The sequence below is a fragment of the Mesorhizobium sp. P5_C1 genome, assembly GCF_054049815.1.
On record NZ_JBFULQ010000123.1, the window covers coordinates 1 to 13,177 of the forward strand.

At 61.4% G+C, this 13,177-nt stretch carries 15 protein-coding genes and 2 tRNA genes; 6 read left to right on the forward strand and 11 right to left on the reverse strand.

Annotation, left to right across the window (positions count from 1 at the left end):
• The 3 genes from ACXJ7R_RS12600 to ACXJ7R_RS12610 form a co-directional block, all read left to right on the forward strand.
• Window positions 1–184 (forward strand): hypothetical protein (locus ACXJ7R_RS12600; protein ID WP_457152119.1); only part of this gene is annotated, 184 nt, incomplete at its 5' end.
• Window positions 185–331: 147 nt separating this feature from the next.
• Entirely contained in the window at window positions 332–1,219 is an 888-nt protein-coding gene (locus ACXJ7R_RS12605; protein ID WP_457152120.1) for a DMT family transporter, read from the forward strand.
• Window positions 1,220–1,353: 134 nt separating this feature from the next.
• A complete protein-coding gene (locus ACXJ7R_RS12610; RefSeq protein WP_202359563.1) occupies window positions 1,354–1,491 on the forward strand; it encodes a hypothetical protein in 138 nt (45 codons plus the stop codon).
• A 116-nt stretch (window positions 1,492–1,607) separates the two neighbouring features.
• Here the strand turns inward: ACXJ7R_RS12610 and ACXJ7R_RS12615 are convergent, their stop codons facing one another.
• Window positions 1,608–1,862, reverse strand: a complete 255-nt coding sequence (locus ACXJ7R_RS12615) for a GlsB/YeaQ/YmgE family stress response membrane protein (RefSeq protein ID WP_095091667.1) — start codon at window positions 1,860–1,862, stop codon at window positions 1,608–1,610.
• A gap of 130 nt (window positions 1,863–1,992) precedes the next feature.
• On the opposite strand from ACXJ7R_RS12615, the gene ACXJ7R_RS12620 reads away from it, so the two are divergent.
• Window positions 1,993–2,457: a YidB family protein gene (locus tag ACXJ7R_RS12620; RefSeq protein ID WP_457152121.1), complete on the forward strand. Its 465-nt coding sequence runs from the start codon at window positions 1,993–1,995 to the stop codon at window positions 2,455–2,457.
• Window positions 2,458–2,859: 402 nt separating this feature from the next.
• Here ACXJ7R_RS12620 and ACXJ7R_RS12625 read toward each other — a convergent pair whose 3' ends face one another.
• The 3 genes from ACXJ7R_RS12625 to ACXJ7R_RS12635 form a co-directional block, all read right to left on the reverse strand.
• The gene (locus ACXJ7R_RS12625) at window positions 2,860–4,593 is read right to left on the reverse strand and encodes an adenylate/guanylate cyclase domain-containing protein (protein WP_457152122.1); all 1,734 of its coding nucleotides are present in this window, start codon (window positions 4,591–4,593) and stop codon (window positions 2,860–2,862) included.
• Between the two features lie 768 nt (window positions 4,594–5,361).
• A tRNA-Gly gene (locus tag ACXJ7R_RS12630) sits at window positions 5,362–5,435 on the reverse strand.
• Window positions 5,436–5,524: 89 nt separating this feature from the next.
• Window positions 5,525–5,609 (reverse strand) — tRNA-Tyr (locus ACXJ7R_RS12635).
• A gap of 199 nt (window positions 5,610–5,808) precedes the next feature.
• Between ACXJ7R_RS12635 and ACXJ7R_RS12640 the strand changes: the two genes are divergently transcribed.
• A complete protein-coding gene (locus ACXJ7R_RS12640) occupies window positions 5,809–6,657 on the forward strand; it encodes a TrmH family RNA methyltransferase (protein ID WP_457152123.1) in 849 nt (282 codons plus the stop codon).
• 114 nt (window positions 6,658–6,771) lie between these two features.
• On the opposite strand, the gene ACXJ7R_RS12645 is transcribed toward ACXJ7R_RS12640, so the two are convergent.
• The 3 genes from ACXJ7R_RS12645 to gcl all read right to left on the reverse strand — a co-directional run bounded on the left by ACXJ7R_RS12645 (window position 6,772) and on the right by gcl (window position 10,404).
• Window positions 6,772–7,689, reverse strand: a complete 918-nt coding sequence (locus ACXJ7R_RS12645) for a 2-hydroxy-3-oxopropionate reductase (protein ID WP_457152124.1) — start codon at window positions 7,687–7,689, stop codon at window positions 6,772–6,774.
• 111 nt (window positions 7,690–7,800) lie between these two features.
• Window positions 7,801–8,598: a 2-oxo-tetronate isomerase gene (gene otnI, locus ACXJ7R_RS12650; protein ID WP_457152125.1), complete on the reverse strand. Its 798-nt coding sequence runs from the start codon at window positions 8,596–8,598 to the stop codon at window positions 7,801–7,803.
• A 24-nt stretch (window positions 8,599–8,622) separates the two neighbouring features.
• Window positions 8,623–10,404, reverse strand: a complete 1,782-nt coding sequence (gene gcl / locus ACXJ7R_RS12655; protein ID WP_457152126.1) for a glyoxylate carboligase — start codon at window positions 10,402–10,404, stop codon at window positions 8,623–8,625.
• Between the two features lie 213 nt (window positions 10,405–10,617).
• Here gcl and bhcR point away from each other — a divergent pair, with 213 nt between their 5' ends.
• Entirely contained in the window at window positions 10,618–11,439 is an 822-nt protein-coding gene (gene bhcR, locus ACXJ7R_RS12660; protein ID WP_095091670.1) for an HTH-type transcriptional regulator BhcR, read from the forward strand.
• 16 nt (window positions 11,440–11,455) lie between these two features.
• Here bhcR and ACXJ7R_RS12665 read toward each other — a convergent pair whose 3' ends face one another.
• From ACXJ7R_RS12665 to ACXJ7R_RS12680, 4 genes are all read right to left on the reverse strand, one after another.
• Complete coding sequence (locus ACXJ7R_RS12665; RefSeq protein WP_457152127.1) at window positions 11,456–11,698, reverse strand: hypothetical protein; 243 nt, start codon at window positions 11,696–11,698, stop codon at window positions 11,456–11,458.
• A 150-nt stretch (window positions 11,699–11,848) separates the two neighbouring features.
• Window positions 11,849–12,154 (reverse strand): BA14K family protein, encoded by a 306-nt coding sequence (locus ACXJ7R_RS12670; RefSeq protein ID WP_457152128.1) that lies wholly within the window; start codon window positions 12,152–12,154, stop codon window positions 11,849–11,851.
• A 257-nt stretch (window positions 12,155–12,411) separates the two neighbouring features.
• On the reverse strand, window positions 12,412–12,606 hold the full coding sequence (locus ACXJ7R_RS12675; RefSeq protein ID WP_457152129.1) for a hypothetical protein: 195 nt from the start codon (window positions 12,604–12,606) through the stop codon (window positions 12,412–12,414).
• A gap of 198 nt (window positions 12,607–12,804) precedes the next feature.
• On the reverse strand, window positions 12,805–13,177 hold a 373-nt coding region (locus ACXJ7R_RS12680; protein ID WP_457152130.1), incomplete at its 5' end, for a hypothetical protein.

The following is a 13,177-nucleotide window of genomic DNA, read 5'->3' on the forward strand; positions in this document are numbered from 1 at the left end:
CATGAGGCTTGTTACGCTCGAATTTACCTTTTGCCATAGTCTCTTTCCTTGGACGGCCTGGACCTTCAGTTCAGTCGAATGCGGGGCGATTAGCGACAAAGGCCAAAAAACACAAGCGTCTTTTGGCCGGGTGCCGTCTCACTCAGTCCGAACCATTGATCCGATTGCGGGGATATGGCGCTGATATAGGAAGGGACGAGACGAAATGAAATGGGTGGCAGGCGTATCGATCGAAGCCGCCACAGCGCTGTCTTGCCTGCCCGATGCTGTCCGATTCACCGCCAGGTCATGGCCCATTGCGGTCGTCATCGAGGTCTGATTTCCTCGCCGGATGCATTTCATTCCGACCGCCATCCGCGGCCCCCTGTTCATGATCGTCTCGACCGGATCGTATCTCGTCAACGATACGATGATGAAACTCGCGACATCGGGCCTGCCGTCCTACGAAGTGCTGTTTCTGCGCGGTGCGGCGGCAACGCTCTGGGGTTTCCCGCTGTTGTTCGCACTGGGCTACGGCAAGCAGATTCCGCTGATCTTCGACAGGCACGTGCTGCGCAGGAACCTGCTCGAGCTGGCGGCGATCCTCTGCTACGTGGTGGCGCTCGCCAACATGCAGATCGCGGATTCGACGGCACTCGGACAGATCACGCCGCTGTTGATGCTGGTCGGCTCCTCGATCCTGTTTGGCGAGCGGATCGGCGGCCAGCGCATGGCGCTGATCGGGCTCGGCTTCATCGGCGCGCTGATGGTGGCGCAACCGACCATGCAAGGCATTTCGGTCTACGCCTTGCTGGCGCTCGGCAACGCGACGCTGTCGGCGGCACGCGACCTTGCCGGCCGGCGGGTTACGGCAGAGGTGCCGGGGATGATCGTGGCGATCTCCGCCGTCGTGGTGGTGCTGGTCGGCGCCGGTGCAGCGCATCTGGTTTCCGAGCGCTGGGTCATGCCCGAGGCGCGCCATCTGCTGCTGATGGCCGGCGCCGGATTTTTCCTGATCTTCGGCCACTTCTTCATCTTCATGGCCTATCGCGTCGGGCCGACCAGTGCGGTTGCGCCGTTCTACTATTGCTTCACCGTCTGGGCGGTCATTTCAGGCTTGCTGGTGTTCGGGCAATTCCCCAATGCGCTGGCGGTCTGCGGCATCCTGCTGGTGGTGGGCAGCGGACTTGCCATCGTCTCGCTGGACCAGCGCAAGCGCCGACTGACCGTCGTCGCCTAGCCCCGCCCAAGCAGGCCAAGTGGGCGCTCACCCACGTCTTTCCGCGCGCTGTTGCCGAGCCGAAAAAGATCCTCTAATCGGCGAACACCGTCCAATCCAGGACGCCATGATCAATCAGCCAAGGGAGTTTCCCCATGACGGATTTTGACCAGAACAAGAACTCCGACGCCGAGCACAAGGCCGCCATCCGCAAGTCGCTCATCGGCTGGGCGGTGTTTATCGCGGGAACGCTGATCTTTTTCGCAGCAGCAGACGCAGTGTTGATGCCATAGGCTGGTATCGCGTACCGGCCCGGAGCTGGTCCTCGGCGAAAATCGAAGTTTCAGATTCCAGGGCTTAGGGTGGTTCATCGTTCACGGAAACGCAGAACCGCTCTACCCCTTTGTTTTTACGCCCGTCCTCCGCTGAACTGGTGGTAGGCCCACAGCACGACCACCGCGCCGATCACGGCGACGATCAGGCTGTAGATGTTGAGGCCGGTGACGCCCGACGCGCCGAAGGCGCTGAAGATCAGACCGCCGACAATGGCGCCGACGATGCCGAGCACGATGTCCATCAAAATGCCCTGGCCGCTCTTGTTGACGATCTTGCTGCCCAGGAAGCCGGCGATGACGCCGAGTATGATCCAGCTGATGATTGACATTTTTTCCTCTCCATCCACCCGCCAGCCAAACATTTTCATACGATTGTCAAAAGCTCAAGCCAGCTTGAAATTCCGCCCGCACGCTCCATTGTTGAGGAGGTGTTGGGCTTGTCGTTATGGAGGATCCACTATGGGACTTTTTGACAACGCCGTTCCAGGCGGCAACATCACCAAACCGCTGATGATCGCGCTTGGCGCGCTGCTGGTCGGAAAAATGCTGAGCGGCAGAAGTGCCGAACAGCCGGACCAGACCGAGACCCCGGCCCCGACCGGACCTGCTTCCACCGGAACGACCTCCGCCGACGGCGGCCTGCTCGGCGGATTGGGCGGCCTGCTCGACAAGCTCAGGGATGCCGGCCACGGCAATGTCGCCGACTCTTGGGTCGGCACCGGGCAGAACCAGTCGATCAACGCCAATGATCTCGGCGCCGCACTCGGGCCGCAGGTCATTCACGAGATCGCGCAGCGGACGGGGATGGACGAGCAGGAACTGCTCAAGCAGCTGTCCACGGCGCTGCCCGGCGTCATCGACAAGCTGACGCCGAACGGCCAGGTGCCGCAGCAGCATCAGGTTGCGTCCGCGTTCAACAGCTAGCGCGGCGCAGACATCTGCACAGTGGAGGAGCGCAGCGCGGCTTGCCGCGCGGTGTTTCGACCTGGAGATCGCGAGGACGAAGGTCTGTCTGGGTGAACACTCCAAGGTCAAAACACCCTGAAAAATCCGATTTTTGACCCGGAGCAGACTCTCGCAGGCGAAGGTGCGCATGATCGCTTTGCGCCGCATCTCGGCCGTATTGATCAGCATTGCCGTTTCCTGAAAGCTGACGGTCGCAGGTCGCAGTTGCGCCACTTGYCGCCGTTCTCTATCTGGCCCAGGGACGGCCGCTATCGATGCAAGGCGGGCGTTCCCTCCTGGACGTAAGCGGGAAGCTGAATCATACCTGTCATCCAATATCAGCCAAGATCATGAAGATGCCGTCGATTCAGCGGTTTTCGTTCAATCTGGCAGGCCTGCTTTGCGATATCCGTCGACGAAATGGTCACGCGTTGCCTGATCTCGAAAGGGCTGTGAAGCGGCCCAATGGCTGATCGTGAAATGTGGATTGCTCGCCATGAACAGCGCGCCTTCCTGGTGGGCCTCGTCCGTTCGTCCAAGTTGTGCAAGGCTTGCTGCAAGCACACGGCGCGAAATCGTTCTGTACGTGGCCTCATTGCGTAACGTGACGACTGCCAACTCATACTGGCGGGCGGCGTATTGCGCGAACCCCAAATCCCAATAGTACCACCTGGGCGGGTGTGGGTTCAGGCGGAGTGCCTTTTGGACCTGTTCAATCGCGGTGGCCGGCTTACCGTTCAACACCGAAAAGTCCGACAGGTCCGCCCAGGCATCGRCATAATTCGGGTCAATCTCGAGCGCGGTCGCGAACTCCGCATCCGACGCGGGCCAGCGCCGTTCATATGCCAGCAAGTGGCCAAGGACGAAGCGGCAGCCGGCATCGTTCGGGTCGAGCTTCACGGCTTTTTCTGCCATGGCAACGGCCACAAGCCGGTTGGGCACTTCTGGCTCGCCCCACTGCGCCCAAGCCTGCCAGAGGTGAAAGGCCAGGAGCCGATGCGCCTCCGCATAGTCCGGGTCGAGGGTGATCGCCCGCTGCAACAGAAGACGCGATTCGCGCGACGCCTCCGGCGAAATCCCGATCAGCGTCCGGCCACGCACGCAAAGATCATAGGCTTCCATGCTTTTTGGCCGGTTACGCGGCGGCTGTGTCACCAGGCGGCCGATCAGAGCCTCGACGATCATGGCGGTCACCTCGTCCTGCACAGCAAAAATATCTTCAAGATCGCGGTCAAAGCGGTCCGCCCAAAGATGAGTTCCGCTGACGGCATCGATCAGCTGAACGTTGATGCGCACACGACCGGCAGCACGGCGGGCGCTGCCTTCCAGCAAATAGCGGACGCCAAGATCACGGGCAATCAGCCGGATGTCGATCGACTTTCCCTTGTAGGCAAAGGTCGAATGGCGGGCGATCACGAACAGGCTGGCGTTCCGCGATAGATCGGTGATTAGGTCTTCAGTCAACCCGTCTGTGAACACGTCCTGCTCGGCGTCGCCGCTCATGTTGGTGAAAGGCAGGATGGCGATAGAGGGTTTTGACGGCAGCGGCAGTGGCACGGTTTCGCCGTCTTTCCTGTCTGCAATTGCCAAATGCCGCGCCCGGTAGACGCGCACGGGCTCAGCAATATTCTTCAACGACTTCTGCCCGAGATCGTCGAACCCGGTCTCCACCTTCCGCTTGACCTGATCGTAGACGCTCCCCGAAACGCAGATGTCTCCAGGTTCGCCCAACGCCTCCAGCCGAGCGGCAACGTTGACGCCGTCGCCGTAAAGATCGCTACCGTCMACGATGATATCGCCGAGATTGATGCCGATGCGCAGGATCACCCGCCGGGAGTCCGGCAAACGATCGTTGGCCTCGGCCGTGCCGTATTGGAGGTCGACTGCGCACTGGACGGCATCGACCGCGCTGGCGAACTCGACCAACACGCCGTCGCCCATGACCTTAACCAGGCGGCCTCGATATCGAGCGATCAGGGGAGCCAGAATATCGCGCCGTCGGGCCTTGAGGACCTCAAGGGTTCCTTGCTCGTCTGCTTCCATAAGGCGGCTGTAGCCGACAACGTCCGCGGCCAGAATTGCGGCAAGACGGCGCTGGACGCGTTCTTCGGCCATTGAGGTAGGTGCCTCAGAAAATTCACTTGCACAAATGGTATTGGCACCATGCGGGGATGTCCATCGGGCTGCCTGATAGCGGCGAGTTGTCATGGCGTCCTTGAGATAGCGCCGGATTTGTCTATCCAAATATTTTAGAGCGCCGATCTGACTGGGTTACTATGACGGCTAGTCGGCGGAAGGGGACGATGTGCTTCGGGGCGCAGGCCAAGCTGGCCTCTACGGCCGAGATGTGGCGCAAGAGCCGCCGGTCGCTGAGCGGAACCCGGGTGTGCTCTTGAGTGCTCTCCTGCCTCCGGTGAGAAACTGCCCGATTCCCGTTTTGTTCGGGAGTGGTAGAAAATTGGCGCGCCACACGAGATTCGAACTAAAGGTCCTAGAGGTCAGCTTTCAGCCGAAGCGGACATCTATCCGAACAATTTGGTAGTCGCCCTTGGGTCAGCTTCAGACTTGGGCCCACCGGGGCTGAACGTCCGTTATTGTTCCTCGGACGCCAAAAATGCCGACAGTCCGCTGTCGGCCCAACTGCGGTCATCTGAAAACTAGAGGCGGATGGTCGCTTCTGTTTGCTCGTTCTGGCAGATGAGCCGAAGGGAGCTTCCACCTATTTCGCGCACGTCCTTTCAATGCCGCTCTCTGTCGAGGGTAAGCTTAGCAAGCTGAACTTCTGCAGCGGATTTTTAGGAATAACAGCGCAGTACTGACAGGCGCAGTGACACGGCACTATCGATCTCAGGAAAAATTTTTGATAAATATCAAATAGTTATATGGAGCGGGTAGCGGGAATCGAACCCGCATATTCAGCTTGGAAGGCTGCTGCTCTAYCACTGAGCTATACCCGCGCCTTGCACTGAAGTACCGGATTCCCCCGAAAAGCGCCATGCACTTTTCGGTCCGATGCTTTCGCGTTTCAGGGCTTCCGGGCCGGCAGTGGTGGAGAGGGTTGGATTCGAACCAACGTAGGCTAAGCCAACGGATTTACAGTCCGTCCCCTTTAACCACTCGGGCACCTCTCCAGTTCTGCCGCCGGAGCCATGCAACGAGGCATTCACGCCAATCCGGACCCGAGTTAAGTCTTCTCCGAAACCAGCGAAGCGCCTTATGGCGGCAAGGCCATTGGGTGTCAACCGCGCAACCGGCGTTTTTCGATGTTGTTCGCCGGCTGCGGCGACGAGCCATATCCTTGGCCTGAGGAGACGGCTATAGAAGCCGGCCATGAGCGACAAAACCAACACCCCGAAAGACACCCACTACGCCAAGTTGCGGCGCGCCTATCGCGACGAGAAAAGCGGCGGCGCACCGGCGTTCAGGCCCCGGCAGCCGGTTCCGCCCGGCGAACATGCCGCGGACGGGCTGGTGCGGCTCTATGGCCTGCACACGGTGCGAGCGGCGCTCGACAATCCGCGCCGCAGGATCAGAAGGATGCTGGTCACGCGCAATGCGGCCGAGCGCCTGGAAATCGCCGATCTCGCCGCCCTGCCCTTCAAGGCGGAAATGGTCGAACCAAGGGACATCGACAAGATCACCGGCTCGGACGCCGTGCATCAGGGCGTGCTGATCGAGGCCGAACCGCTGAAGCCGAAGCGGCTTGATGCACTTGGCGAGGCCAGGCTGGTGCTGGTGCTCGACCAGGTCACCGATCCGCACAATGTCGGCGCCATCCTGCGCTCGGCGGTCGCCTTCGGCGCCGGCGCGCTGATCACCACGGCGCGTCACAGCCCGCAGGAATCGGGCGTGCTGGCGAAATCGGCCTCCGGCGCGCTGGAGCATATCGACCAGATCGAGGTGAAGAACCTGGCCGACGCGCTCGGCCAGTTGCACGAGGCCGGGTTCCAGACCATCGGCCTCGATTCGGACGGGCCGGCGGAACTCGAAACCAGTTTCGCCGGTGACAAAATAGCGCTGGTGCTCGGCGCCGAGGGCAAGGGCCTGCGCCAGAAGACGCGCGAGACGGTGACGACGCTGGCGCGGCTCGACATGCCCGGCGCCATCCGTTCGCTCAATGTGTCGAACGCCGCGGCGATCAGCCTCTATGCGGCGCGGGCATTCTTGAAGCGCGGCTGAGCCTCACGGCAAACATCTCTAAATGCGAAACGGGCTCCGGCGATGGACGCAGGAGCCCGTTCTTCGACAGGCACGAGTTGACGGCTTGGGAACGTTGCGCCGCCCTCTCCTGACCTATGCAGCTTTGCCTTTGATTTCGGCTGCGTTGCCGCCCACCTCGAAATTGGCCATCCGCTCCAGCGCCCTGACCAGCGCCGAGTGATCCTCCTTGGCGCCGCCATTGGCGGCGCAGGAATTGAACAGCTGCTGCGTGGTCGAGGTGTTGGGCAGCGACACGCCGAGTGATTTTGCCCCTTCCAGCGCCAGGTTGAGGTCCTTCTGGTGCAGCTCGATGCGAAAGCCCGGCGCGAAGGTGCGCTTGACCATGCGTTCGCCATGCACTTCGAGAATGCGCGAGGCCGCCAGCCCGCCCATCAGCGCTTGCCTGACCTTGGCCGGGTCGGCACCGGCTTTCGATGCAAAAACAAGTGCTTCGGCGACAGCTTCAATGGTCAGCGCGACGACGATCTGGTTGGCCACCTTGGTGGTCTGGCCGACGCCGTTCGGCCCGACCAGGGTGATGTTCTTGCCCATCTTCTCGAACACAGGCCTGGCGCGCTCGAACGCCTTGTCCTCGCCGCCGACCATGATGGTCAGCGACGCCGCCTTGGCGCCGACTTCGCCGCCCGAAACCGGCGCGTCGAGATAGTCGCAGCCCAGTTCATTGATCTTTTTCGCAAACACTTTGGTCTCGATCGGCGAGATCGAGCTCATGTCGATCACCAGCTTGCCCTTGGTCAGGCCGGATGCAACGCCGTTGTCGCCGAACAGCACATCGGCAACCTGTGGTGTATCGGGCACCATCAGGATGATGATATCGACCGCCTTGGCCACCGCGGCATGGCCGGAGACTGACTTCAGTCCCTTGGCGACGAGGTCAGCCGGCGGCTTCGAGCGATGGTCGCTGGCGATGACCGTATAGCCAGCATCCAGCAGATGCCCCGCCATCGGCGCGCCCATGATGCCGAGGCCGATGAAACCGATGGTTTCCATTGTTTTTCTCCGTCGTATGTCTTTGTCGAGGCTGCGTTCCTTCGCGCCCCCCTCTGGCCTGCCGGCCATCTCCCCCACGGGTGGGGAGATTGGCAGCTTCAGCGTCGGCAGCTAAGCCGCCGCGCTTCCCTGCCCGGCCAGTTCCCTGAACCAATCGAGCCCAGCCTCCGTTCCGGCCTTCGGCTTGTATTCCGCTCCGATCCAGCCGGAATAGCCGATGCGGTCGATATGCTCGTAGAGGAAGGGATAGTTGATCTCGCCCGTCCCCGGCTCGTGACGACCGGGATTGTCCGCAAGCTGGATATGCGCGATGCGGCCGAGGTTTGCCTCGATGGTACGGGCGAGATCCCCCTCCATGATCTGCATGTGATAGATGTCGTATTGCAGGAACAGGTTCTTCGACCCGATACGGTCGATCAGCGCTAGCGCCTGGTCGGAGTAGTTGAGGAAGAAGCCGGGAATATCGAGGGTGTTGATCGGCTCGATCAGCAGCCGGATGCCGGCCTGCTCCAGTTTTTCCGCCGCAAAGGCGAGGTTTTCGGCAAAGACGTCCTCCAGCACCTTGCGTTCGGCGCCCGCGGGCGCGATGCCGGCAAGGCAATTGACCTGCTCGCAGCCGAGCGCCTGCGCGTAGGTGATCGCCTTGGCGATGCCCTGGCGGAATTCCGGCACGCGATCCGGCAGCACGGCAATGCCGCGCTCGCCCTTGCTCCAGTCGCCCACCGGCAGATTGAACAGCACCTGCGTCAGGCCGTTTTTCTTCAGCCGGGCGGCGACCACCTCAGGCGCGTGATCGTAGGGGCCGATATATTCGACGCCCTTGAAGCCCGCGCGGGCAGCTGCGTCAAAACGGTCGAGGAACTCATGCTCGCCAAAGAGCATCGAAAGATTGGCTGAGAAACGCGGCATTTCTTTTCCTCCTTTTCCGCTGATCTAATCCAGCATCACGATCGCCGTTGGGGCGTCTTCCTGATGTTCGGCAAGGTCCTCGAATTCTGTGATCTTGTCGATCTCGGTGCCCATGGAGATGTTGGTGACACGCTCGAGGATGAATTCGAGCACGACCGGAACCTGGTGCTCCTTCATCAGCCGCTGCGCTTCCTTGAAAGCGGCGGCGAATTCCTCGGGCTTGCGCACCCTGACAGCCTTGCAGCCCATCGCCTCGGCAACGGCAACATGGTCGACGCCATAGCCGGCCTCGGGATCGCCCGAGCGGTTGATGTTCTCGAAGGCGAGATTGACCTCGAAATCCATCGAAAAGCCGCGCTGCGCCTGGCGGATCAGCCCGAGATAGGCGTTGTTCACCACGACATGGAGATAGGGCAGCTTGTGCTGCGCACCGACCGCCAGTTCCTCGATCATGAACTGGAAATCATAGTCGCCCGACAGCGCCACGATGGTGCGGTCGGGATCGGCGGCGCGAACGCCAAGGGCTGCCGGCAAGGTCCAGCCGAGCGGGCCGGCCTGGCCGCAATTGATCCAGTTGCGCGGTTTGTAGACATGCAGGAACTGCGCCCCGGCGATCTGCGACAGGCCAATCGTGGTGACATAGGTGACATCGCGGCCGAACGCCTTGTTCATCTCCTCGTAGACACGCTGTGGCTTGAGCGGCACCTGGTCGAAATGCGTCTTGCGCTTCATGGTCTTCTTGCGGCCCTGGCATTCCTTCGCCCAGCCCGACCAGTCGCGCAGCTTGCCAGCCGTCTTCCACTCGGTGGCGACGTCGAGCAGCACCTTCAGCGCCGCGCCAGCGTCCGAAACGACGCCGAGGTCCGGCGCGAAAACACGGCCGATCTGCGTCGGCTCGATGTCGACATGGATGAACTTCTTGCCCTTGGTGTAGACGTCGACCGACCCGGTGTGGCGGTTGGCCCAGCGGTTGCCGATGCCGAAGACGAAATCGGCCTCCAGCATCGTTGCATTGCCGTAGCGGTGCGACGTCTGCAGCCCGCACATGCCGGCCATCAGCCGGTGGTCGTCGGGGATCGTGCCCCAGCCCATCAAGGTCGGGATGACCGGCACGCCCGAAATTTCGGCGAATTCGATGAGCAGATCCGACGCATCGGCGTTGATGATGCCGCCGCCGGCGACGATCAGCGGCTTTTCGGCCGCGTTGAGCATCGCCAGCGCCTTTTCGGCCTGCGTGCGCGTCATTGCCGGCTTGAACGGCGTCAACGGCTCATAGGCATCGATGTCGAACTCGATCTCGGCCAACTGCACGTCGACCGGCAGGTCTATCAGCACCGGCCCCGGCCGCGACGAGCGCATCAGGTGGAATGCCTTCTGCAGCGTCATCGGCACCAGATAGGGCTCCATGACGGTGACCGCCCATTTGGCGACCGGCGCGGCGATGGCGGCGATGTCGACCGCCTGGAAATCCTCCTTGTTCAGCCGCGCACGCGGCGCCTGGCCGGTGATGCACAGGATCGGGATGGAATCCGCCGCGGCTGAATAAAGCCCGGTGATCATGTCGGTGCCGGCCGGGCCCGAGGTGCCGATGCACAGGCCGATATTGCCAGCCTTGGCGCGGGTAAAACCTTCCGCCATATGCGAGGCGCCCTCGACGTGGCGGGCAAGGACATGGCGGATCGTTCCCCTCGCCTTCATGGCCGAATAGAACGGGTTGATCGCCGCGCCCGGCACGCCGAAAGCGCAGGAAATGCCTTCCTTTTCGAGAACGAGAACCGCAGCATCGACAGCGCGCATCCTGGCCATTTTCCGGCCCTCCACAGGGGTTGTCATTGTTGGATGGCTGAGAATGTCACCAAGCCGGCTATTTTTCAATTTTTTCAGAATATTTTTTCATTTATAGGAAACGGCGATTAGCCAATGAATTTGAACGGCTTTTCGTTTTCCACCGATTTCACCGCCTCGCACAATGAAAAACTTTTTCATTRCCTATTGCGCCGAATTGCCGACAATGCGGCCATGGAAACCACCGAGAAACGCCAGCGCGGTCGGCCGCGCGCCTTCAACGGGCCATCCGAGCCGACTTCGGTCCAGTCGCTCGACCGGGCACTGCGCATCCTGGCCATTGTCGCCGAAGGCAGCGGCCTGTCCCTAAGCGAGATATCAGCGCAAAGCGGCCTTGCCGCCTCCACCGCTTACCGCATGCTGACGACACTCGAAAACCACGGCATGGTCGAATTCGACACCAGCGACCAGCTCTGGTCGATCGGCGTCGAGACCTACCGCATGGGCGCGGCGTTCCTGCGCCGCCGCAAGCTGGTCGACCGCGCCCGTATCGTCATGCAGGAGTTGATGGAAAGGACCGGCGAGACCGCCAATCTCGGCGTTGCCGAGGATGATTGCGTGGTCTTTGTCAGCCAGGTCGAGACGCACCAGGCGATCCGCGCCTTCTTCCGGCCGGGGACGCGCAGCCCGTTCCATGCGTCCGGCATCGGCAAGGCAGTGCTGGCGCATCTTGAGCCGGAGCGTGTCGGCACCATCCTGCGCAAGGCTGGACTGCAGCGCTTCACCGACAGGACGCTTTCCGACATTTCCGCCCTTGCCCATGACCTGGCAACGATCAAACGGCGTGGCTGGTCGGTGGACGACGAGGAGCGGCACCCCGGCATGCGTTGCGTGGCAGCCGCCATCTTCAATGAATTCGGCGAGCCGATCGGTGGTGTCTCGGTCTCGGGGCCGACAGTGCGGGTGACGCCGGAGCGGCTGGCCGAGATCGGCCCTTTGGTGCGCGATGCCGCGGCCGAGGTGACCAGGATGATCGGCGGCGCTCTCTCAGCCTGATGCGGCGCGGGAAGACTCAACTCCGCGAGTAGGCCAATCGGGCAAAGAACAGGCAAGCAAGCAGACAGCCGATGGCGAACATGCCCCACACCAGCCCGGCCTGTTCAAGAAAAACCTCGCCGCTTTCGGAATTGTAGCAGCGGCCAAGTTCGTTGAAGCAATCCCGCCACAACCAGTAGCGGTCATGCCACGCGAGCGCGAACAGCAACGCGCCGGCTCCCGTGGCGATCGCGAGAACGGCATAGATTGCTGTCTTCATCGGATCGTTGTCTCGCCGCAATGTCTCGAAATCAAGGCCTCGGTACCCGGCCGGGACCCGATCCCATCCCCCTCCCCCCGAACATCTTGCGAACAGCAAAGAGGGGCGGCGGGGGCGCCCCTCCTGCAGTTGATTGAGACGCCACCCCTCTCAGAGCCGGCAGTAGTGACGGTAGCCGTCGTAGCCGACATAGGTGTCTGAGTCCGGATCGTAGCTTCCGTAGCGGTCGAAGCAGCGGCGGACGTGCCACGAGCCGCCGTCTTCGTCGACATAGACGGTGCGGGGCTGCTGGGCGAGCAGGGTGCCCAGGACAAAGCCGCCAACGCCGGCGGCGATGCCGATGCCGAGGTCGTGGTGATGATGCGAATGCGCGGCCGAGGGCTGGACGGTGCCGACCAGCATGGTGGCGGCGACGGTGGTGGCGATGAGGCMGGAAACGATTGTGCGCGTGAACATGATGATCTCCTTGCTTCGTTGAACGAGGCGATCCATCCGCCTCTTGATCATCTGTCGTGACGGCAAGGAGAAAGGTTCGAAACTTTTTTCGATTTTCCTGGAGCCGCAGAAATCAACCAGTGTGGAGGCCTGCCGGCGCTATGCCTCCGCGTATCGACGGAAGTCTGGACCTTGGTGTCGAGGCCGGGGGCTCAGCGACCTGGCGCATAACGCAAAAAGGGCGGCCGAAGCCGCCCTTTGGGAATTGGGTCCCTCCATCAAAGGAAAATGATCACCCGGCCATGGTGGTGGTGATGATGATGGTTGTGGTGCCACCACCAATGCTCGAAATGCCTGTAATGATGATGGTGATAATGCATGCCGTGGGCTGACGACGTGCCGACGGTGCCGGCGAGCGCGCCGGTGGCGACGAAAATGGCAACGAGGCCTGACGTGAGAGTGCGCTTGAACATGATGATCTCCTGGATCCTTGATCGAGGCGACCCATTCGCCTCTGACCATCAGTCGGCGCGGTGCGGCAAATGGTTCGAAAGGTTTCGGAGATTTTTCGGCGGCGCCGGAAGGCGAGTGAATAGCGAATAGGGAGTAGCGAGTAGCGAAAGAGCCGCACTCGCCACCTGGACTATTCGCTATTCGCTACTCCCTACCGCTCACCCCATGCCGGTGACATGGCGAAGCCAGAAGGCGAGTGCGATAAAGCCGATGATGGTGGTGACGCCGGTCCAGTCGACATTGGCCTTCTTCACATCGCTGATGATTTTCACCAGCAGCATCCAGACTACCAAGATGATGGGGAGAATGATGACAAACCTGATCATGCGGCACCCCTGCTCGAAGCGATTGCACCTGCCAGATATGTAGGAAGCGATTTGGCGCTTTTCAGGATGCCCCTCCCCGGCGGTCCACTCGATGCCGGGTAACCGAAAATGGAGTTTTGTCTTTACTGGCGCAACAAATATGCTAACCGGAGCGCCGTGCCCTTGTAGCTCAGCTGGTAGAGCAGCGGTTTTGTAAACCGAAGGT